19 protein-coding genes are annotated in these 21,383 nt (G+C 70.9%); 10 read left to right on the top strand and 9 right to left on the bottom strand.

The window, feature by feature from the left end; genetic code table 11:
* Window positions 1-342 precede the first annotated feature (342 nt).
* Window positions 343-1,344 (top strand): SAM-dependent methyltransferase, encoded by a 1,002-nt coding sequence (locus ACH4TV_RS39920; RefSeq protein WP_398406246.1) that lies wholly within the window; start codon window positions 343-345, stop codon window positions 1,342-1,344.
* 55 nt (window positions 1,345-1,399) lie between these two features.
* Here the strand turns inward: ACH4TV_RS39920 and ACH4TV_RS39915 are convergent, their stop codons facing one another.
* Entirely contained in the window at window positions 1,400-2,560 is a 1,161-nt protein-coding gene (locus ACH4TV_RS39915) for an NADH-quinone oxidoreductase subunit D (RefSeq protein ID WP_398406245.1), read from the bottom strand.
* Window positions 2,561-2,591: 31 nt separating this feature from the next.
* On the opposite strand from ACH4TV_RS39915, the gene ACH4TV_RS39910 reads away from it, so the two are divergent.
* Window positions 2,592-3,107, top strand: a complete 516-nt coding sequence (locus ACH4TV_RS39910; RefSeq protein ID WP_398406244.1) for a PH domain-containing protein — start codon at window positions 2,592-2,594, stop codon at window positions 3,105-3,107.
* Complete coding sequence (locus ACH4TV_RS39905) at window positions 3,104-4,441, top strand: PH domain-containing protein (protein ID WP_398406243.1); 1,338 nt, start codon at window positions 3,104-3,106, stop codon at window positions 4,439-4,441. Before ACH4TV_RS39910 ends, ACH4TV_RS39905 begins: the two co-directional genes overlap by 4 nt.
* Before the next feature lie 26 nt (window positions 4,442-4,467).
* Here ACH4TV_RS39905 and ACH4TV_RS39900 read toward each other — a convergent pair whose 3' ends face one another.
* Window positions 4,468-5,841, bottom strand: a complete 1,374-nt coding sequence (locus ACH4TV_RS39900; RefSeq protein ID WP_398406242.1) for a hypothetical protein — start codon at window positions 5,839-5,841, stop codon at window positions 4,468-4,470.
* 145 nt (window positions 5,842-5,986) lie between these two features.
* Complete coding sequence (locus ACH4TV_RS39895) at window positions 5,987-7,108, bottom strand: alpha/beta hydrolase (protein ID WP_398406241.1); 1,122 nt, start codon at window positions 7,106-7,108, stop codon at window positions 5,987-5,989.
* A 232-nt stretch (window positions 7,109-7,340) separates the two neighbouring features.
* Between ACH4TV_RS39895 and ACH4TV_RS39890 the strand changes: the two genes are divergently transcribed.
* From ACH4TV_RS39890 to ACH4TV_RS39865, 6 genes are all read left to right on the top strand, one after another.
* Window positions 7,341-9,149, top strand: a complete 1,809-nt coding sequence (locus ACH4TV_RS39890) for a phosphatidylglycerol lysyltransferase domain-containing protein (RefSeq protein WP_398406240.1) — start codon at window positions 7,341-7,343, stop codon at window positions 9,147-9,149.
* Between the two features lie 375 nt (window positions 9,150-9,524).
* Complete coding sequence (gene folP / locus ACH4TV_RS39885; protein WP_398406239.1) at window positions 9,525-10,421, top strand: dihydropteroate synthase; 897 nt, start codon at window positions 9,525-9,527, stop codon at window positions 10,419-10,421.
* Window positions 10,418-10,927 carry a nuclear transport factor 2 family protein gene (locus ACH4TV_RS39880; RefSeq protein WP_398406238.1) on the top strand — a complete coding sequence of 170 codons (510 nt, stop codon included), beginning with the start codon at window positions 10,418-10,420 and terminating at the stop codon, window positions 10,925-10,927. Before folP ends, ACH4TV_RS39880 begins: the two co-directional genes overlap by 4 nt.
* A gap of 226 nt (window positions 10,928-11,153) precedes the next feature.
* A complete protein-coding gene (gene folB, locus ACH4TV_RS39875; protein ID WP_327695581.1) occupies window positions 11,154-11,513 on the top strand; it encodes a dihydroneopterin aldolase in 360 nt (119 codons plus the stop codon).
* A complete protein-coding gene (folK, locus tag ACH4TV_RS39870) occupies window positions 11,510-12,121 on the top strand; it encodes a 2-amino-4-hydroxy-6-hydroxymethyldihydropteridine diphosphokinase (protein ID WP_398406237.1) in 612 nt (203 codons plus the stop codon). The genes folB and folK overlap by 4 nt, the downstream gene beginning before the upstream one ends.
* A 59-nt stretch (window positions 12,122-12,180) precedes the next feature.
* Window positions 12,181-12,666 carry a DUF3180 domain-containing protein gene (locus ACH4TV_RS39865; protein ID WP_398406236.1) on the top strand — a complete coding sequence of 162 codons (486 nt, stop codon included), beginning with the start codon at window positions 12,181-12,183 and terminating at the stop codon, window positions 12,664-12,666.
* Between the two features lie 76 nt (window positions 12,667-12,742).
* Here ACH4TV_RS39865 and folE read toward each other — a convergent pair whose 3' ends face one another.
* The 6 genes from folE to dacB form a co-directional block, all read right to left on the bottom strand.
* A complete protein-coding gene (folE, locus tag ACH4TV_RS39860) occupies window positions 12,743-13,348 on the bottom strand; it encodes a GTP cyclohydrolase I FolE (RefSeq protein WP_398406235.1) in 606 nt (201 codons plus the stop codon).
* Window positions 13,349-13,495: 147 nt separating this feature from the next.
* The gene (ftsH, locus tag ACH4TV_RS39855; RefSeq protein WP_398406234.1) at window positions 13,496-15,532 is read right to left on the bottom strand and encodes an ATP-dependent zinc metalloprotease FtsH; all 2,037 of its coding nucleotides are present in this window, start codon (window positions 15,530-15,532) and stop codon (window positions 13,496-13,498) included.
* Between the two features lie 224 nt (window positions 15,533-15,756).
* The gene (gene hpt, locus ACH4TV_RS39850) at window positions 15,757-16,317 is read right to left on the bottom strand and encodes a hypoxanthine phosphoribosyltransferase (RefSeq protein ID WP_044471976.1); all 561 of its coding nucleotides are present in this window, start codon (window positions 16,315-16,317) and stop codon (window positions 15,757-15,759) included.
* Between the two features lie 95 nt (window positions 16,318-16,412).
* Entirely contained in the window at window positions 16,413-17,456 is a 1,044-nt protein-coding gene (tilS, locus tag ACH4TV_RS39845; RefSeq protein WP_398406233.1) for a tRNA lysidine(34) synthetase TilS, read from the bottom strand.
* 194 nt (window positions 17,457-17,650) lie between these two features.
* Window positions 17,651-18,784: a zinc-dependent metalloprotease gene (locus ACH4TV_RS39840; RefSeq protein ID WP_398406232.1), complete on the bottom strand. Its 1,134-nt coding sequence runs from the start codon at window positions 18,782-18,784 to the stop codon at window positions 17,651-17,653.
* Window positions 18,785-19,013: 229 nt separating this feature from the next.
* Window positions 19,014-20,765, bottom strand: coding sequence for a D-alanyl-D-alanine carboxypeptidase/D-alanyl-D-alanine-endopeptidase (gene dacB / locus ACH4TV_RS39835; protein ID WP_398406231.1), 1,752 nt, complete (start codon window positions 20,763-20,765; stop codon window positions 19,014-19,016).
* Window positions 20,766-20,844: 79 nt separating this feature from the next.
* On the opposite strand from dacB, the gene ACH4TV_RS39830 reads away from it, so the two are divergent.
* A complete protein-coding gene (locus ACH4TV_RS39830) occupies window positions 20,845-21,336 on the top strand; it encodes an inorganic diphosphatase (RefSeq protein WP_168529311.1) in 492 nt (163 codons plus the stop codon).
* Window positions 21,337-21,383 lie beyond the last annotated feature (47 nt).

The raw sequence follows: 21,383 nt of genomic DNA, 5'->3' as shown, positions 1-21,383 counted from the left end.
GATGCGTGCAGGGGTCAACCGGAGGATCGATCCGCAACGGCCCCGCGTACTCCCCAAGGTGGAGACCCCGTCCCCTCAGTGGCGGGGTCCCGGCGCCTAGCGTCTCTGATTGACTTAGTGATCCCCAGTGTTGCTCAGGGATGTGAGCCAATCGCATTCGTGCCCTGGTGCCGAACGGCGGGAGCCGTCAGCCCTCGTGGCACGCCCCTCCGGACGCTGGTCGGTGAGGTCTCGCGACCTCACCGCGGAGGGTGCCCGACGTCGCCTGGGCGCCGGGCGTGTGCGTAACATTCTGCCACGGGACCGCTACGGATCGCTCATCCGACTGGTTAGCCTGATCCCGTGGCAGCAGAGACGGCGGGCGGGACAGCGCGCGAGTGGCGTGGCTGGCGGGCCGCGGCACAGGAGTCGCTGTACGGGGACCAGGGGTTCTATCGCCGGCCCGAGGGCCCTGCCGGGCACTTCCGTACGTCCGTCCACGCGTCGCCGCTCTTCGCCGGTGCCGTGGCGCGGCTGCTGTGCCGGGTCGACGAGGCGCTGGGCCGCCCCGCGTCGCTCGGCTTCGTCGACATGGGCGCGGGCCGGGGCGAACTGGTCACCGGCGTCCTGGCGGCCCTGCCCCCGGAAGTGGCCGCCCGCGCGCGCGGGTACGCCGTCGAGCTCGCCGGCCGCCCCGCGGACCTCGATCACCGCGTCGAGTGGCTGGCCGAACCGCCCGGCGGCGTCACCGGCCTGCTGTTCGCCAACGAGTGGCTGGACAACGTGCCCGTGGAGGTGGCGGAGGTCGACCCCGCCGGCGTACCGCGCCTGGTTCTCGTACGACGGGACGGGACCGAGCGGCTCGGGGAGCCCGTCGCCGGTGCGGAGGCCCGGTGGCTGGCGCGGTGGTGGCCGCTGCCGCCGGAGCCGGGGCTGCGGGCCGAGATCGGGCTCCCCAGGGACACCGCCTGGGCCGCCGCGCGGGGCACCCTCGACCGGGGTCTCGCCGTCGCCGTCGACTACGCGCACACCGCCGGCACCCGGCCGCTCTTCGGGACGCTCACCGGCTTCCGGGCCGGCCGGGAGACGGCGCCCGTGCCGGACGGCTCGTGCGACCTGACCGCCCATGTGGCACTGGACGCCTGCGCGGGGCCGGGAGCCCGCCTGCTGACCCAGCGGGAGGCCCTGCACGCCCTCGGGGTGGCCGGGGGGCGTCCTGAGGTCGCCCTGGCGTCGACGGACCCGGTCGCCTACGTACGGGCCCTGGCGGGCGCGGGAGAGGCCGCCGAGCTGACGGCGAGGGGCGGACTCGGGGACTTCGGGTGGCTGATGGAACCGGCGGGAATCACCGACCCGCTCCTCTGAGGACCTGCCTTTCGGGCCTGTGCCCTATGTGCCTGTGCCCTATGTTGCCTCTGCCCTACTTGTCGATGTCCCCGACCACGAAGAACAGCGACCCCAGGATCGCCACCATGTCCGAGACCAGCGTCCCGGGCAGCAGTACCGCCAGCGCCTGGATGTTGTTGAACGACGCCGAGCGCAGCTTCAGCCGGTACGGGGTCTTCTCGCCCTTGCTGACGAGGTAGTAGCCGTTGATGCCGAGGGGGTTCTCGGTCCACGCGTACGTGTGCCCCTCGGGTGCCTTCAGGACCTTCGGCAGCCGCTGGTTGATCGGACCCGGCGGCAGTTCGGCGAGGCGGTCGAGGCAGGCGTCGGCCAGGTCGAGGGCGTTGTGCGTCTGCTCCAGGAGGCACTCGAAGCGGGCGAGACAGTCGCCCTCCTGCCGGGTCACCACCTTCAGGGTGTCCTGGAGCTCGCCGTACGCCAGATACGGCTCGTCGCGGCGCAGGTCGAAGTCCACGCCCGAGGCGCGCGCGATCGGCCCGCTCACGCCGTACGCGTGCACCGCCTCCGCCGAGAGCTCGCCCACACCGCGCGTGCGCCCCCGGAAGATCTCGTTGCCGAGCACCAGGTCGTCGAAGCGGTCCATGCGCGAGCGCAGGGACGCGACGGAGGCACGCGCGCGCGTGGTCCAGCCCGCCGGCAGGTCCTCCTTCAGGCCGCCGACGCGGTTGAACATGTAGTGCATGCGCCCGCCGGAGACCTCCTCCATGACGTGCTGGAGTTCCTCGCGCTCGGTGAAGGCGTAGAAGATCGGGGTGATCCCGCCCAGCTCCAGCGGGTACGAGCCCAGGAACATCAGGTGGTTGAGCACCCGGTTCAGCTCCGCGAGCAGGGTGCGCGTCCACACCGCGCGCGTGGGGACCTCCATGCCGAGCATCCGCTCCACGGCGAGGACCACGCCCAGCTCGTTCGAGAACGCCGACAGCCAGTCGTGCCGGTTGGCCAGCATGATGATCTGACGGTAGTCACGCGCCTCGAAGAGCTTCTCCGCGCCGCGGTGCATATAGCCGATCACCGGCTCCGCGTGCTGGATCCGCTCGCCGTCGAGCACCAGCCGCAGCCGCAGCACACCGTGCGTGGACGGGTGCTGGGGCCCGATGTTGAGCACCATGTCGGTGCTCTCCGCGGCGCCGCCGACCCCGATCACGGTCTCCGTGGGACCCGTCGTGAGACTCATGGACACAGTCTGTCGTACGTACGCTTGCGGCATGGAGACGGGGAGCCCGGAGTCCGCGGGCGAAACGCGAGGCGAACCGCACGGCGAACCGGTGTGGACCGGGCTGCCGCGGGACCTGCTGCGGATGCGCCGGCTGCTGCTGGTCGTCTGGCTGGTGCCGCTGACGCTCGGTACGGGGCTGCTGCTCAACCTGCTCGCGGGGCCCGCCTGGGCGGCCTTCGCGCTGCTGCCGCTCGGGCTGCTGCTGTGGGGCTGGCCGATGCTGGGCCGCAACTGGGCCTCCTGGCGGTACGCCGAGCGGGCCGACGACCTGCTGATCAGCAGGGGTGTGCTGTGGCGCGAGGAGACGATCGTGCCGTACGGGCGGATGCAGCTGGTCGAGGTGACGTCGGGGCCCGTCGCCCGGCACTTCGGGCTGGCGAGCGTGCAGCTGCACACGGCCGCCGCCGCGACCGACGCGCTCATCCCGGGCCTCGAACCGGCCGAGGCGGAACGGCTGCGGGACCGACTGACCGAGCTCGGCCAGGCCCGATCGGCGGGGCTGTGACGACCCCCGGTACCGAGACGGACGTACCCACGGAGGGCGGCAAGAAGCCGGTCTTCGAGCAGCGGCTGCATCCCGTCACCCCGCTCAGGCGCGCGTGGGCGCCGATCGCCGTGCTCATCGGGTGGGCCGTGCACGACCCCAACCAGGCGCAGCGGCAACTGACCCGGCTGACGACCACGACCCTGCTGCTCGGCCTCGTGCTGTGCCTCGTGGGCGGCGCCCTGTACGGCTTTCTGACCTGGTGGTTCACCCACTTCGCGGTGACCGACAGCGAACTGCGCATCCGTACCGGCCTGTTGTTCCGGCGCACCGCGCACATCCGGCTCGAACGCATCCAGGCGGTCGACATCACCCAGCCGCTGCTGGCCCGGGTCGTGGGCGTCGCCAAGCTCAAGCTCGACGTCGTGGGGACGGACAAGAAGGACGAGCTGGCCTACCTGGGCGAGGGGCACGCGCGTGCCCTGCGGGCCGAACTCCTCGCCCGCGCGGCCGGTTTCGCGCCCGAGACCGCGCACGAGGTGGGTGAGGCACCGGCCCGGCAGCTGCTGCACATCCCCGCGCGCGTGCTCGCCGTTTCCCTGGTGCTGACCGGCGCGACCTGGGGATCACTGGCCGCCGCCCTCGTCGTACCGCCGTTCCTCTGGTTCGCCACCCACAGCCTGTGGACAGTGCTCGCGACCGGCGTCCCCCTGCTCGGCGCGGCGGGCGCGAGCAGCGTGGGGCGGTTCATCAGCGAGTACGACTGGACGGTCGGCGAGTCCCCGGACGGGCTGCGCATCGACCACGGGCTCCTGGACCGTACGCACGAGACGGTGCCGCCGGGGCGCGTGCAGACCGTACGGATCGTGGAGCCGCTGCTGTGGCGGCGGCGCGGGTGGGTCCGGGTGGAGCTGGACGTGGCGGGCTCGTCGAACTCGGTGCTGGTGCCGGTGGCTCCGCGCGAGATAGCGGAGGCGGTGATAGGCCGGGTACTGCCCGGGGTGACCGTGCCCGCGTCGCTGTCACGTCCGCCGCGCCGGGCGGGCTGGTGCCTGCCGTTCTGGTGGCGCGGCTACGGCATCGCCGTCACCGACAGCGTCTTCGTCTCCCGGCACGGGCTGCTGCGCCGCAGCCTGGCCCTGGTCCCGCACGCGAAGGTGCAGAGCGTACGGCTGGAGCAGGGGCCCTGGGCGCGCTTCAAGGGCCTCGCGGACGTCCACGTGGACACGGGGGCCAACAAGACCGTCACAGCGGGCCTACGGGACGCCCAGGAGGCCGCGGAGCTGCTGCGGGGGCAGGCGGAGCGGTCCCGGACGGGACGACGGGACGCGCGCCCGGACCGGTGGATGGCATAACGGACGCGGCAGGGTGTGACCGGCCGTCAGGAAACCGCGCTCCGCAGCCCCTGCAAGTCGATCTGCTCGGTCTCGTCGTGGGCCGTCAGGTCGATCACCTGACCGACCCCGATCCCCCGGGACTCCTCGTCGGCGGGCTTGAACTGCGACTCGGCCTCCGCCTTGTGGAGCGCGAGCGCCTCCTGCCCGACGACGTCGGCGAGGTCCTCGTTCTGCACGGCCTCCAGCGCGGCGGACGCCGACTCCTTCTGCGTACCGAAGAAGTCGAACCCGCCCTCGGCGGTGGGCCTGCGCACCGGCGCGGTGGTCGGTACGACGGCCACCGCGGTCGGCACGGTGTAGTGCCCAAAACCGCGCACGGGCTTGGCCGGCTTGGCCTCGGGGGGAGTTGCGGCGGCGCGTGTGTGCCCACGGGCCGCCTCGGACTTCCCCTTCGCCTCGTCCTCCTGTGCGGCCTCCGCGTCGCCTGCACCGGGGCCGTCGGAGACGTCGGCGGCATCAGTGGTGCCGGCTATCTCCGCGGCGACCAGGGCCGGTTCGGCCTTCGCCAAAGCCTCGCCGTCGAACTTGGCCAGCGCCGCCCGCGCCCGCAGGAAGAGTGAGGAACCCGCCGGAGAGAAGATCGCCGACGTCACCGGGGTCTCTTCGGTCTCCGTGGACTCCGCGGCCTCGGCAGACTCCGCCGGCTCGGCGGTGTCCGGGGTCTCCGCCCCGACCGCGCCCAGCGCCGCCGACACTCCGGCCGCCGCCGCGTCCAGCGCGGCCGCGTCGGAATCCGCCGTGTCCGCCGTGTCCGTTGCGTCCGTTGCGGCGGCGGACTCGCCGGCCCCGGCGGGAAGCGCCCGCGCCGAGCCCGTGGCCGCAGCCGACTTCGCCCCCGCTCCCGTTTTCGCTTTCACGCCCGAGTCCGAGTCCGAGTCCGAGTCCGCGCCCTGGGCCGGCACCGCGGCCTCCAGCTCCAGCAGCCGTCGGCCCTCCAGCGCGCTGGCCCGCTCGGTCTCCGCCGTGGCGTACCGCCGCAACAGCGCCGCGTGTTCGTTGCGCAGCCCCTGGAGCTCGGTCCGCTTCGCGCGCAGCTTCTGTTCCAGCTTGCCGCGCAGTTCGCGGGACTCCTCCAGGTCGGTCTCCAGTTCGGCGACGCGCTCCTCGTACCGCCAGTCGTCGCTCGCACGCGCGCGCGTGAGGTCGGCGACCTGCTTGCCCGCCTCCGTGTCCCAGCGGCGCATGACGGCCGCACCCACGACCGCGATCGCCGCGGCGAACGCGGCGAGCATCCGGAGGACGCCGGTATCCGTGAACACCCATGGACCCAGGGAGCAGACGAGCGAGACGCCCGCGATCGCCGCAGGAGGCAGCAGCCTGTGCAGAGGGGGGGAATGGCGATGACGTCCACGTGGCATGGCCAGAAACTTACCGCGCGTAGGCGAATCTTGGTGCCCCGCCCGGTAAAAACACAGCGGTCCCCAACCCTTCACAGGGCTTACGGCCCAAGGCCAAGGGCCTCATGACGCCCCTGCCGCACACAGCTGGCCCGTCGACGGCCCGTCAACGATCCGTCAGCCGCCCGCTCAGCCACTCCAGCGATGCCGGGATCTCGCGCCGCCAGGTGTTGAAGTTGTGGCCGCCGCTCTCCAGGACGATCGTCGAGATCCTGGTCGGGGCCCTCTTCTTGACGAGGTCCACGAACCGCATCGTCGGCCCGTAGTTGGTCTCCCCGTGCCTGCTGGTGGTGACCAGGAGGGAGACGTCCGGCGGCGGCATGTGCTCGATGTACCACTCCAGGTCGGCGTGGCGCTTCAGCTTCCCGTCGCCCTGGAAAAGGTCTCCCGTGGTGGCGTCGACCGGTGCCCTGTAGTACGGCGACAGGCCCACCGCCGCCGTGTACGCGCGCGGATGGTGCATCGCGAGCTTCAGCGCGCAGTAGCCGCCCGTCGAGTCGCCGATGATGCCCCAGCTGCCGGGCCTCGAACCCACCCGGTAGTGGGCGGCGAGGGCCGCGGGCAGATCCTGGGCGAAGAACGTCTCCGTCTGCGGCCCGCCGGGCACGTCCACGCACTCGGTGTCCCGGGGCGGTGCCACGGTCGGCCGCAGCATCACCAGGATCATCGGCTGCGACCTGCCGTCCCTGACCAGCTCATGTGCGGTGTCCGGGAAGTCGAGCTTGGTGACGAGGGCCTTCGCGGTCCCCGGATAGCCGGTGAGTACGACGACCACCGGGAAGGTGCGCTCGGCGTACTGCTGCTGGAAGTACTCCGGCGGCAGATAGACGTACGCGGGAGAGGTGATGCCTGTCTTCTTGCCGACGACGCCGATCTTCTGGATCTGGCCGCCGACCCTGGGCAGGTGTCCGCCCGGCACGTCCACCGACTGGGTGGAGATCGTCCGGACGCCGCCCCGTGCGCCGGCGGTCTGGTCGACGACCACGCCCTGGTCGGTCTCCTTGCCCAGGAGGTCGGCCCAGGACGCGTAGAAGCCGAAGCTCTGGTTGGCGACGAGACCGACCGAGGCGAACACCATGACCTGGGTGGCCAGGAGCAGCACCGCCCGGCCGCTGACGGCCCGCCAGGTGCGGTGCGCCAGCCGGGGCCAGAACACGATCGTGCCGATGAACAGCAGGGTGGCGGCCAGGATCGCCAGCGCCAGCACTGTCTTGCTCGTGAGACCCATGACTGCTGTTGCCCACTCTCTCCGCCGGCGGCGGCCGCTTCCTGCACGTTCCTTCACTGCGGCTTGCCCCGGGCTTTGGGTGCCCTTTGGTACAGCTTTCCGTGGGCGAGTGAACCTCCTCCCCCGAGACACCGTCCTAGAGGGCGCAATGTCGCCGGATGCCGGATTGGCTCCGGATTCCAGGTCTCTCGCGGAACTACGGGATGCGATGTCTGTCAGGCTAGATGCGGAAATGTCGGTCGAGGTTCCGGGACGATCACACCGAGTGCGGCGCGTACTGCGCGGTCCGCGCCCCGAGGCCGTCCCCGCGGTGGTCGCCCGGGCCTGTGCGCTCGTGGGCCTGGTCGACATCGCCGCGGGCGTCTTCCCACGCTTCCGGCACAGCCGTATGCACGCGATCGCGGAGGTGCTGCCGGGCGCGCTCGGCCCGTTCGCCGCCGCGCTCTCGCTCAGCACCGGCGTCCTCCTGCTGCTCCTCGCGCACGGCCTCAGGCGCCGCAAGCGCCGGGCCTGGCGCGCCGCCGTGGCCCTGCTGCCGGCCGGCGCCGTGGCCCAGTTCGCCTACCGGCACTCCCTCGTCGGGCTCGTCATCTCCGTACTCCTGCTGGTGGTGCTGCTGCGTCATCGCACCGAGTTCGAGGCCCTGCCCGACCCGCGCAGCCGCTGGCGCGCACTCACCAACTTCGTGCTGATGAGCGCCGGTTCACTCGCGCTCGGGCTGGTCATCGTGAGCGCCCACGGCGACCGCATGTACGGCGACCCGAGCCTCGCCGACCGCATCACCCACGTGCTGTACGGCCTGTTCGGCTTCGAGGGCCCCGTCGACTACGACGGGCCCACCTCCTGGACGGTCGGCTTCTCGCTCGGCGCCCTGGGCCTGCTCACCGCCCTCACCACCATCTACTTCGCCTTCCGCCCCGAACACCCGGCCGCACACCTCACCCAGGAGGACGAGGACCGGCTGCGCGTCCTCCTCGACAAGCACGGCCGCCGCGACTCCCTCGGCCACTTCGCGTTGCGCCGCGACAAGGCGGTCGTCTTCTCCCCCAGCGGGAAAGCCGCCGTCACCTACCGCGTCGTCTCCGGCGTGATGCTCGCGAGCGGCGACCCGATCGGCGACGTGGAGGCCTGGCCGGGCGCCATCGAACGCTTCATGGACGAGGCCAAGGCCCATTCCTGGACCCCCGCGGTCATGGGCTGCTCGGAGACGGGCGGCGAGGTCTGGACTCGCGAGACCGGCCTCGACGCCCTCGAACTGGGAGACGAGGCGGTGGTGGACGTCGCGGATTTCTCCCTCTCCGGGCGCGCGATGCGCAACGTGCGCCAGATGGTCAAGCGCATCGAACGCGCGGGCTACGAAACCCGGGTACGACGCGTCCGTGACCTCGGGGAGAACGAGCTGGAGCGGATCAGGCTCGCCGCGGAGGACTGGCGCGGGACCGACACCGAGCGCGGCTTCTCCATGGCGCTGGGCCGCATCGGCGACCCCGACGACGGCGACTGCCTGATCGCCACCGCCCACAAGGCCGACGACCGGCCCGGCCCGTACGGCGACCTGAAGGCGATCCTGCACTTCGTGCCGTGGGGCCCGGACGGCGTCTCCCTCGACCTGATGCGGCGCGACCGCTCGGCCGACCCCGGCATGAACGAACTGCTCATCGTGGCCGCCCTGGAGGCCGCTCCCCGCCTCGGCGTCGCCCGTGTCTCGCTCAACTTCGCCATGTTCCGCTCGGCACTGGCCCGCGGCGAGAAGATCGGCGCGGGGCCGGTACTGCGGGCCTGGCGGGGCCTGCTGGTGTTCCTGTCCCGCTGGTTCCAGATCGAGTCCCTGTACAAGTTCAACGCCAAGTTCCGCCCCCGCTGGGAGCCCCGCTTCGTCGTCTACCGCACCTCCAGCGACCTCCCCCGCATCGGCCTCGCCGCGATGCAGGCCGAGGGCTTCGTCACCCTGGCCCTCCCCCGCCTCCTACGCCGCCGCACATCGACCCGCCGCCCCTGCGCCCACGGAACGGCAGACAGAGGCACGGTACGCGCGGCGTGACCCCGCACCAGAGACAGGCCCGAGCGGCGCCCCGCCCCCTCCCAGCCCAGGGGCAGCCGCTCGGGCCACGGGCCGACGAATGCCTCCACCCGGGCCGGGGCCACTTCCCACCCGGGCCAAGGTCGTCTTGCGCCTGAGCCAGGGTCGCCTTCCACCCGGGCCGAGGCCACATCCCGACCGAGCCAAGGTCGCCTTCCGACCGAACCGAGGTCACATGTCGACCGAACCGAGGCTGTATTGGACCGAGCCGAGAATGCTTTTCGACCGAGCCGATCAACGGACCGAGACGGGCGGGTGGGTGGGAAACAAAGGCCCAAGCCACACCGCACCCGCACCAAAGAACCCGCCCAACCGCCGGGGGCCTACGCTGAACGCATGAACAACCACAGCGGACGCGGCCGCGTCGCCGGCCTCCCGGCCTGGGACCGCTGCGCGGTCATGGGCGTCGTGAACGTGACCCCGGACTCCTTCTCCGACGGTGGCCGCTGGTTCGACACGACCATCGCCGTCAAGCACGGCCTCGACCTGGTCACCGAGGGCGCCGACCTGGTCGACGTCGGCGGCGAGTCCACCCGCCCCGGCGCCGCCCGCGTCGACGAGGCCGAGGAACTCAAGCGCGTCGTCCCCGTGGTCCGCGGCCTCGCCTCCGAGGGCGTCACCGTCTCCGTCGACACCATGCGCGCCTCGGTCGCCGAGCAAGCACTGGCAGCCGGCGCCGTCCTCGTCAACGACGTCAGCGGCGGCCTCGCCGACCCCGCGATGATCCCGGTCGTCGCGGACGCCGGCGCCCCCTTCGTCGTCATGCACTGGCGCGGCTTCCTGGAGGGCGGCAACATCAAGGGCGTGTACACGGACGTCGTCTCCGAGGTCGTCGACGAACTGCACGCGCGCGTGGACGCCGTTCTGGCCGGCGGCATCGCCCCCGACCGGATCGTCGTCGACCCGGGCCTCGGCTTCTCCAAGGAGGCCGGTCACGACCTGACCCTCCTGGCCCACCTCGACCGCCTGCACGGCCTGGGCCACCCCCTGCTGGTCGCCGCGTCCCGTAAACGGTTCCTGGGCCGCGTACTGGCCGGTCCCGAGGGGGCCCCACCACCCGCGCGGGAGCGCGACGCAGCCACCGCCGCCGTCTCCGCGCTCGCCGCCCACCAGGGCGCCTGGGCGGTCCGCGTCCACGAGGTCCGCGCCACCGCCGACGCCGTACGGGTCGCCCGCGCGGTCGAGGAAGCCCGCGGCGCCGAAGCCGTCCGCAACGCAGAGGGAGCCCGGTGAGCGCGCCCCACACCGACGTCGAGCAGGTCGAACTCGCCAACACCGCCTTCTACGAGGCGCTGGAACAGGGCGACTTCGACGGAGTGTCCGCACTCTGGCTCACCCCCGCCGACCTGGGCGTCGACGAGGAGTACCACGACCCGGCGGACTCCGGCGTGGTCTCCTGCGTGCACCCGGGCTGGCCGGTGCTGACAGGACGCGGCGAGGTGCTCCGCTCGTACGCGCTTATCATGGCGAACACCGAGTACATCCAGTTCTTCCTCACCGACGTGCATGTCTCCGTCACCGGCGACACCGCCCTGGTGACCTGCACCGAGAACATCCTCAGCGGCGGCCCGGCCCCCGAGGACAGCGACGAGCTGGGGCCGCTGGTCGGCCAGCTGGTCGTCGCCACCAATGTGTTCCGCCGCACGTCCGCCGGCTGGAAGCTCTGGTCGCACCACGCGTCCCCGGTCCTGGCCGAGACCGAAGACGACGAGCCCGAGGCCGACGACACACCCTCCTGAGCCGTACGTGGTTGGAATCATGGACGCTGGGTAGGCGCGGCTACCCAGCCCGTGATCAGCGGTGTTCCCACGGGGAAACTCTCGGTGAACCCTTCTGACCACCACCTGGACGGGGCCTTCGCGGAGCGGGCACTGTCAGTGCCCGCAGGTAGATTCGAGAGTGGCTGCCCGGTCGACCGCACCCGGTCCGAAGCGGCCGTCAACGACGATTGCAGGAGTGATTCGCGTGGATCGTGTCGCGCTGCGCGGCCTCAGGGCCCGTGGTCACCACGGTGTGTTCCCGCAGGAGCGGGAAGAGGGCCAGACCTTCGTCGTGGACCTGTCGCTGGGCCTGGACACCCGTCCGGCCGCGGCCGACGACGACCTGGCGAAGACCGTGCACTACGGCATCGTGGCGGAGGAGGTCGTGGCCGTCGTCGAGGGCGAGCCCGTGGACCTCATCGAGACGCTCGCCGAGCGCATCGCCCAGGTCTGCCTCAAGCACCAGGGGGTCCAGGAGGTCGAGGTGTGCGTCCACAAACCGGGCGCGCCGATCACGGTGCCCTTCGACGACGTGACCATCACCATCACCCGGAGCCGAGTATGACCGCCTCGTTCACCGAGAGTCACAGCGACCCGACCGTCCAGCCGGTGCCGGCCTCCGTCGTCCAGCAGGTCGACGCGGCCGACACGACCCTGCACAACCCGAAGCGGGCCGTCATCTCCCTCGGCTCGAACCTCGGCAACCGCCTGGAGACCCTCCAGGGGGCCATCGACGCCCTGGAGGACACCCCGGGCGTCCGCGTCAAAGCGGTCTCCCCGGTGTACGAGACGGAGCCGTGGGGCGTGCCCGCGGGCAGCCAGCCGTCGTACTTCAACGCGGTGGTCGTCCTGAAGACGACGCTTCCGCCGTCCTCGCTCCTGGAGCGGGCCCACGCGGTCGAGGAGGCCTTCCACCGCGTCCGGGAGGAACGCTGGGCCCCGCGCACGATCGACGTCGACATCGTCGCGTACGCCGACGAGATCTCCGACGACCCGGTCCTCACCCTCCCCCACCCGCGCGCCCACGAGCGGGCCTTCGTCCTCGCCCCCTGGCACGACGTGGACCCCGAGGCCCAGCTGCCCGGCCGCGGCCCGGTGACCGCGCTCCTGGAGACCGTCGCCCTGGACGGTGTCGAACCCCGCGCCGACCTGGAACTCCGGCTGCCGGAATAGCCGTTAAGGTCATGACGACCACAGGTCGATCGGCCGGTCCGGGGAGCTGAAGGGGCATTGTGAGAGAGCTGCGCGTCAAGTTGCTGGCCGGCATGTTCGGTGTGGCCGGAGTGCTCTCCTGGGCGGGCGCCCGGCTGTGGAACTCGGTGGGGACACTCCCCAGCGTCCCGCTGGCCGCCCCCGTTGTCCTCGCCCTGATCGCCGCGGTCCTGCTGGCCACGGCGCTCTCCCTGCGCGCCCGCCTCAACGCCCAGCGCGACCGGCGCCCCGGTGCCAAGGGCGTCGATCCCCTGATGGCCGCCCGCGCGGTCGTCTTCGGCCAGGCCAGCGCCCTGGTGGCCGCCCTCGTCGCCGGGATGTACGGCGGCACGGGCGTCTTCCTCCTGGAGTCCCTGGACATCCCCGCCCGCCGCGACCAGGCCATCTACGCCGGCTTCTCGGTCCTCGCAGGCATCGCCGTCATCGCCGCGGCCTTCTTCCTGGAACGCGTCTGCAAACTCCCGGAGGACGACGACAACAACGCCGGAACAGCACCGGCCTCGTAAAGCGCGCCCGCCCCAAAGGGGCGCGGGGAACTGCGCGACCAGCCACAACGGACCCGCAGACGAAGAACCGACTACATCACCGCGCCATGATCAAACTCATCGCCTCGTTACGAGTGGCCGGATCCCGCAACTGCCCCCGCACCGCCGACGTGATCGTCTTCGCACCCGGCTTCCGCACACCCCGCATCGACATGCACATGTGCTCGCACTGGATGACGACGATCACCCCGCGCGGCTCCAGGATCTCCATCAGGGAGTCGGCGATCTGCGTGGTGAGCCGTTCCTGCACCTGCGGACGGCGGGCGTAGACGTCCACCAGCCGGGCCAGCTTCGACAACCCGGTGATCTTGCCGTCGACAGACGGGATGTAGCCGACGTGGGCGACCCCGACGAACGGCACCAGATGGTGCTCACAGGAACTGAGCACCTCGATGTCCTTCACCAGCACCATCTCGTCGTGCCCCAGGTCGAACGTGGTCGTCAGCACGTCCTCGGGCTTCTGCCACAGCCCCGCGAATATCTCCCGGTACGCCCGCGCCACCCGCCCCGGTGTCTCCCGCAGGCCCTCCCGGTCCGGGTCCTCGCCGACCGCGATCAGCAGCTCCCGTACGGCGTTCTCAGCTCGTTTCTCGTCAAAGACACCGATCGTGCCCTCGCCGTCCAGCGTCACGGGGTCGGTCATCTGGTGCCTCGTTCCTGTCCCTGTCACGCGTGTGGACACGCGTCGCGCGTGCGGACATACCGAAATGCCGCGCCCCCCAGGCTAGAACCTGGGGGGCGCGGCATCCATTCCGGGCCCACTGAGCGGGAGGAGGCAGGAGAGCCGGGATCAGCTCTCGGTGCGGTCCTCCGTCACCGGCTCCGTCGCGGGGACGGACTCGGTGGCACCGGCCTTGGTGGTGATCGCCGGCGCCGAACCGTTCGCACCGTTCGTCAGCGACAGCTCCTTGGGGGAGAGCACCGGCGGGCGGGTGGACGGCGTACGGCGGGAGGATCCGGTCCACGCGGGGCGGGCCGGGCGCTTGATGATGGGAGCGAAGACCTCGGCGATCTGCTCCTTGCTCAGCGTCTCCTTCTCCAGCAGCTCGAGCACCAGGGCGTCGAGGACGTCGCGGTTCTCGACCAGGATCTCCCAGGCCTCGTTGTGCGCGTTCTCGATGAGCTTCTTGACCTCTTCGTCGACCAGCGCGGCGACCTCTTCCGAGTAGTCGCGCGGGTGACCCATCTCACGGCCGAGGAACGGTTCGGTGTTGTCGCCACCGAACTTGATCGCGCCGAGCCGCTCGGTCATGCCGTACTGCGTGACCATCGCGCGGGCCGTTGCGGTGGCCTTCTCGATGTCGTTCGCAGCGCCCGTGGTCGGGTCGTGGAAGACGAGCTCCTCGGCCGCGCGCCCGCCCAGCATGTACGCAAGCTGGTCGAGCATCTCGTTGCGGGTCGTGGAGTACCTGTCCTCGTCCGGCAGGACCATCGTGTAGCCCAGAGCACGGCCCCTCGAAAGGATCGTGATCTTGTGGACGGGGTCGGAGTTCGGAGATGCCGCCGCAACCAGGGCGTGACCGCCCTCGTGGTACGCGGTGATCTTCTTCTCCTTGTCCGACATGATCCGGGTCCGCTTCTGCGGGCCCGCGACCACACGGTCGATCGCCTCGTCCAGCATGTTGTTGTCGATCAGCTTCAGGTTGCCGCGCGCGGTGAGCAGCGCGGCTTCGTTCAGCACGTTCGACAGGTCGGCGCCGGTGAAGCCCGGCGTACGACGCGCAACCGCGGACAGGTCGACGTCCGGAGCGACCGGCTTGCCCTTCTGGTGAACCTTGAGGATCTCCAGGCGGCCGATCATGTCCGGGCGGTCGACCGCGATCTGGCGGTCGAAGCGGCCGGGACGCAGAAGGGCCGGGTCGAGGATGTCGGGCCGGTTCGTGGCAGCGATCAGAATGACGCCGCCCTTCACGTCGAAGCCGTCCATCTCGACGAGCAACTGGTTCAGCGTCTGCTCGCGCTCGTCGTGACCGCCGCCCATACCGGCACCACGGTGCCGGCCGACCGCGTCGATCTCGTCGACGAAGACGATCGCCGGGGCGTTCGCCTTGGCCTGCTCGAAGAGGTCACGGACCCGGGAGGCACCGACACCGACGAACATCTCGACGAAGTCGGAACCCGAGATCGAGTAGAAGGGAACGCCCGCCTCACCCGCGACAGCACGCGCGAGCAGCGTCTTACCCGTACCGGGAGGCCCGTAGAGGAGCACACCCTTGGGGATCTTGGCGCCGACGGCCTGGAACTTGGCCGGTTCCTGGAGGAACTCCTTGATCTCGTGGAGCTCCTCGACGGCCTCGTCCGAGCCCGCGACGTCCGCGAACGTCGTCTTCGGGGTGTCCTTGGTGATGAGCTTGGCCTTGGACTTCCCGAATTGCATGACTCGGGAGCCGCCGCCCTGCATCTGGTTCATCAGGAACAGGAACACGACGACGATGAGGACGAAGGGGAGCAGCGACAGCAGAATGCTCACGAATGCGTTCTGCTTGGTCGGAGAGACCGTGTAGCCGTCCGGAATCTGCTTGTTCTGGTATTTGTCCTGGAGAGTGTTCGCCAGGTTGACGCCCTGGTCGCCGATGTAGCTCGCCTGGATCTTCGAGCTGCCCTCGACCTTTTGGCCGTCCTTGAGCTGAGCCTTGATCACCTGCTCGTCGCCGGTGGTGATCTTGACTTGCTCGACCTTGTTGTCATTGATCGCCTGGACGACCTGGCCTGTGTCCACTGTCTTGTAGCCGCCGGACGAGCCGACGACCTGCATCAACACGACCACGGCAAGGACGGCCAGCACGATCCACATGACCGGCCCACGGAAGTATCGCTTCACGTCCATCCATACGGAGCGGTGTCGCCCCGTCCCTCCTGCCATAGTGAGTTTGATAAAGACTGTTCTAAAGACTGTGCTTCGGACGGTACCCCAGCATTGTCACCCGAAGCCGCACGGGTGGGTCGGCAATCCCGTCCACGAATGCTCCAACGGCGCGGAACCCTCCAGGGTTCCCGAACGTCCCACAGGACTGGCCCTTTGGCTCAGCAGCCTCGGGACCCAGTGCCGTGTCAGCCGCCGTAGACGTGCGGCGCGAGCGTACCGACGAACGGAAGGTTGCGGTACTTCTCCGCGTAGTCGAGGCCGTACCCGATCACGAACTCGTTCGGGATGTCGAAGCCGACCCACTCCACGTCGATGGCGACCTTCGCGGCCTCCGGCTTGCGCAGCAGGGTGCAGATCTTCAGCGACTCGGGCTCACGGGAGCCGAGGTTGGAGATCAGCCACGACAGGGTCAGGCCGGAGTCGATGATGTCCTCGACGATGAGGACGTGCTTGCCCTTGATGTCGGTGTCGAGGTCCTTGAGGATCCGCACCACACCGGAGGACTGGGTGCCCGCGCCGTACGACGACACGGCCATCCAGTCCATGGTGAGGGGGGTGGACAGCGCCCGGGCCAGGTCGGCCATGACCATCACCGCGCCCTTGAGGACACCGACGATCAGCAGGTCCTTGCCCGCGTACTCCGCGTCGATCTTCGCGGCCAGTTCGACCAGCTTCGCGTCGATCTCTTCCTTGGTGATGAGCACCGACTTGAGGTCGGCACCCATGTCTTTCGCGTCCACCCGCATCACTTTCGGTCGTCCCACCGGTCGCTCGGACCGCCCTCGACCACGTGAGCGGTCCTGCGAAGGCCGCGTACGCGGTTTCGCCGGTGGGTCCGGATTCAGCCTTGCCGAATCACCAGTCTGCCACCCTGCCGCTGGGCGACGACCCGACCGGGGAGATTGATGGCCCCCTGACCCCGCCAGCCGGTGATCAGCCGGTCGACCTCCTCGATGTGGCGGGCGAACAGCGAACCGGCCGGAGCGCCCGCCTCGATGGCGGCGCGGCGCAGGATGCGGCGGCGTACGGCGGGCGGCAGGGCGTACAGCTTGGCGCACTCCAGAAGGCCCGCGGCATCCCGTACGGACGCCTCGGCCTGGCGGGCCCAGGTGTCGAGGGCGTCGGCGTCGTCGCGGGAGAGCTGAGCCGTGCGGGCCAGGGCCTCCACCACGCCCTTGCCGAGGGCCTTCTCCAGGGCGGGCAGCCCCTCGTGGCGCAGCCGGGACCGGGTGTACGCCGGGTCGGCGTTGTGCGGGTCGTCCCAGACCGGGAGGGACTGGACCATGCACGCCTTGCGGGCGGTCTGGCGGTCGAGCTGGAGGAAGGGCCGGCGGTAACGGCCGGGGGCCCCCGGACCCCCGGAAACAGCGGCCATGCCCGACAGGGAGCGGATGCCGGAGCCACGGGCGAGGCCCAGCAGTACGGTCTCGGCCTGGTCGTCGCGGGTGTGGCCGAGGAGGACCGCGGTGGCGCCGTGGCGCTCGGCGACGGCGTCCAGGGCGGAGTACCGCGCGTCGCGGGCGGCGGCCTCGGGGCCGCCCTCACGGCCGACGGTGACGGCGACCGACTCGACCGGGGCGAGGCCGAGTTCGGTCAGGCGCAGGACGACCTCGTCGGCGCGGAGGTCGGAGCCGGGCTGGAGACCGTGGTCGATGGTGACGCCGCCGGCGCGCAGACCGAGCTTGGGCGCTTCGAAGGCGAGGGCGGAGGCGAGCGCCATGGAGTCGGCGCCGCCCGAGCACGCGACGAGGACGAGCGGGGACGACCCGCCCGGCGTGGCGGGGCCGGGGAGGAGGGCGGCAGGCGAGGTGTGCCCGCTGAGGATGTCGTGGAGGGCGCGGCGAACCGCCAGGCGTATCGCCGCGACCGCAGGATGGGGACCCATGTCCGGTTCCCTTCATGAAGTTTTCGGGGGGTGTGAACCCGAGTCCGGTCACTCAGAGTGTGTAGATGGTGACAGAAACAGGCCGTTCCCCGAGCATTGCACGCCTACCCATGCCCCACGGTCCCTCGGACGGGTGATTGAAGGGGCGTTTGCCTGCCGTCGGCCGGTTTCGCTTCACCACAAACCCCAAGGGCTCACGATTCCGGCTTGCGGTGCACCCTCGCGACCCAGTCCGCCGGTGTGGCGATCTCCGCCTTCGTCGGGAGGGTGTTCGGAGAGGTCCACACGCGGTTGAAGCCGTCCATGCCCACCTGGCCGACGACGGCGCTGACGAACCGTTCGCCGTCCCGGTACTGCCTGAGTTTGGCATCCAGACCGAGGAGCTTGCGCAGGGCGAGGTCCAGCCGGGAGGCCCCCTTGGCCCGCCGCTGCTGGAATTTCTCCCGGATCTCGGCCACGGAGGGCACCACCGCGGGGCCCACTCCGTCCATCACGAAGTCGGCATGTCCCTCAAGGAGGGACATGACCGCGGTGAGCCGGCCGAGGATCTCCCGCTGGGCCGGCGTCTGCACCAGCTCCACCAGAGACCGCCCGCCGTCGTCCTCCTCGCCCTCCGGCCTGCCGCCCGCGAGGGACTGCGCTGCCTCCCTGATGCGCTCCAGGAACGTCATGGGGTCGACGTCGGTCTCCCCCAAGAACGACTGGATTTCGCCCTCCAGGTGGTCACGCAGCCACGGCACACCCGTGAACTGGGTGCGGTGCGTCTCCTCGTGCAGACACACCCAGAGCCTGAAGTCGTGGGGCTGTACGTCGAGTTCGCGCTCCACGTGCACGATGTTCGGCGCGACGAGAAGCAGCCTGCCGCCGCCGTTCGCGCCCGCCGGCAGTTCGCGGGTGGCCGGGGCGAAGGTCTCGTACTGGCCGAGCACCCGGGACGACAGGAACGACAGGAGCATCCCCAGCTCGACGCCGGTCACCTTGCCGCCGACCGCGCCCAGTACGGCCCCGCCCGGTGTACTCCCCCGCCGCTCCTGCATCTTGTCGAGCAGCGGCCTGAGCACCTCCCGGAACCCCGCGACGTTCGCCCGCACCCAGCCTGGGCGGTCGACGACGAGTACGGGGGTGTCGTGGACGGCGTCGGTTCCCATCCGGGTGAAGCCCCGGACGTGTTCTTCAGAGGCCTTCGCATGTCGGCGCAGCTCCGCGACGATGGCCCGGGCCTCGTCGCGGCTCACCTCGGGACCCGGCCGAACAAGCCGGGTCGCGGTCGCCACCGCGAGATTCCAGTCGACCATCCCAGCAGATGCAGCACCACCGATGCTCGTCATGCGTCAACCGTACGTGAGGGGGCCCTCCGGGGGCAGGGCGACGAGGTCGGCAGGGGCCGAGGCTTGTTGGGCCGGCACCCCACAGCGGTGCTGACCGGTCCCTGCCCACAGCGGGTGCGGAAACGCGCCCCATTGGGGCGCGGGGCTGTGTCGATTTGCGGCTCCGCCGCGCGGGCGCGACCAGCCCCCACCGGCCCGCAGACAAAGAACCGCGTCTCCCGCGGAGCGCTCAGCAGCCGCAGGCCGCCAGTGCCGTTGCCGTGCGGTCCAGGGCCGCCTGGGCCTGGGTCGGGCTGGTCGTGTTCGCTGCCAGGAAGGCGAAGGCCAGGAGACGGCCGTCGCGGTCGACGACCGTGCCCGCGAGGGCGTTCACGCCGGTCAGGGTGCCCGTCTTGGCCCGTACGACGCCTGCCGCGCCGTCCGTGTAGCGGGTGCTCAGGGTGCCCGTGAAGCCTGCCACCGGGAGGCCTGTGAGGGCCGGGCGGAGTTCGGGGCGGGACGGGTCGCCGGCCTTGGCCAGGAGGGACGTGAGGAGGGCCGGGGTGAGCCGGTCGGCGCGGTTCAGGCCGCTGCCGTCCGCGAACCGGGCGCCGGACATGGGCAGTTCGAGCTTCTTGAGCTGCGCGTGGATCGCTTTGGCACCGCCCGCGAAGTCGGGCCGGATGTCCGTCGCGAGCGCGGTCTGGCGGGCCAGGGCCTCCGCGAGGTCGTTGTCGCTGTTGGTCAGCATGCGCTCGACCAGGTCCGAGAGCGGCGGCGAGGAGACCTTCGCCAGGGTGGTCGCGCGGCCCGTGGCCTTGGACGGGCCGGGGGAGGTCGTCTTGATGCCGTGCTTCGCCAGCAGGACGGCGAACGTGCGGGTCGCGTCCGCCGCCGGGTCGGTGACGCGCGGGGCCGGTCCGCTCGACGAGCCGTCCGTGCGGGCCTCGTCGGCCATCAGGGCGCTGACCGGGGCGAGGTTGTCGTTGACCCCGATCGGGTGGAGTTCCTTGCCGGCGTAGAGCGTGGTGTCGTACGAGAGCGTCACCTGGCGCACGCCGCGCTTCTTCAGGGCGGCGGCCGTCGAGTCGGCCAGGGTGCGCAGGCTCGCCCAGCCCGCCGGGTCCGTACGGGCCGTCAGGGTGGGGTCGCCGCCGCCGACCAGGACGAGTTCGTTCGTGTCGGACTCCAGGGCGGCCCGGGTGGTGAGGCGGTGGTCGGCGCCCATCGCGGAGAGCGCGGCGACGGCCGTGGCGATCTTCGTGGTGGAGGCCGGGACGAGCGCCTCGCCGGCCCCCAGGCCGTACAGGCGCTTCCCGGTGGCCACGTCGACGACGGCGGCCGTCCGGTGGGTGCCGAGGGCCGGGTTCCTCAGGAGCGGCTCCAGAACGGCCTCCAGGGCCTTTCCGGCCGGTGGCGCCTTCAGGGTGCCGGTGGCGCCGCCGAGGCCGGCCAGCACGGAGGGGGCGCTCGGTGCGGGGGCGGGCGCCCCGGCCGACGTACCAGAGGTACCGGAGGTGTCCGACGTACCGGATTTACGCCCGTGATCTGTGCCACCGGACCGTTCCTGCGCGGCGGCCCAGTCCCGCTCGGCCGTACGCTGACCGGTGGAGTCCCAGGGGCCGGTGGCGGTCACCACGCCGGCGGTCAGGGCCAGTCCGGCGGTGGCGGCGCCCGCGGTGTACTGCCAGGTCCGCACGGTCTTCGGCAGCGACATCGGCAGGGTCTTGAACGACGTCGGCCTCGGGAGACCGGCGAGCTTCGGTGCCACGGCCTGTGTGATCCGTGCCACCCGCGGTTTCACCGCGTCCGAGGCCCGCGCGAGTTGCGGTTTCACGGTCGCCGTCGCTCGTTCGAGTTGCGGTCTTACGGCTGCTCCGGCCCGTCCGAGCTGCGGTTTCACCGTTGCCGCGGCCCGGGTCAGACGCGGCCGTACGGTTCGCGCGAGCCGCGCCACACGCGGCCTCGCGGCCCGCCACGGCCTCAGCTCTGGCACGACCACCAGCCCCTTTCGCGATCACACACCTGCGTGAGGGACACTTAACCACCAGAACTATGTACTGATCATGGAGGAGCCACCGGTGGAGTTCGACGTCACGATCGAGATTCCGAAGGGTTCGCGGAACAAGTACGAGGTGGACCACGAGACCGGTCGGATCCGTCTGGACCGTCGCCTCTTCACCTCGACCAGTTACCCGGCCGACTACGGCTTCGTCGAGAACACCCTCGGCGAGGACGGCGACCCGCTGGACGCGCTGGTCATCCTGGACGAGCCGACCTTCCCCGGCTGCCTCATCCAGTGCCGCACGATCGGCATGTTCCGGATGACGGACGAGGCCGGCGGCGACGACAAGCTGCTGTGCGTGCCCGCGCACGACCCGCGCGTGGAGCACCTGCGCGACATCCACCACGTGTCGGAGTTCGACCGGCTGGAGATCCAGCACTTCTTCGAGGTCTACAAGGACCTGGAGCCCGGCAAGTCCGTCGAGGGCGCCAACTGGGTGGGCCGCACGGAGGCCGAGGCCGAGATCGAGCGGTCGTACAAGCGCCTCAAGGAGCAGGGCGGCCACTGAGCTTCCCGGACGGTGGTTCCCGAAACGGGCCGCACGCGTACGCGTGC

It is taken from the genome of Streptomyces sp. NPDC020898 (genome assembly GCF_044333925.1).
Lineage (GTDB): Bacteria > Actinomycetota > Actinomycetes > Streptomycetales > Streptomycetaceae > Streptomyces.
The sequence above is the reverse complement of the archived record's forward strand: the minus strand, read 5'-3'. Positions and strand labels throughout refer to the sequence as shown.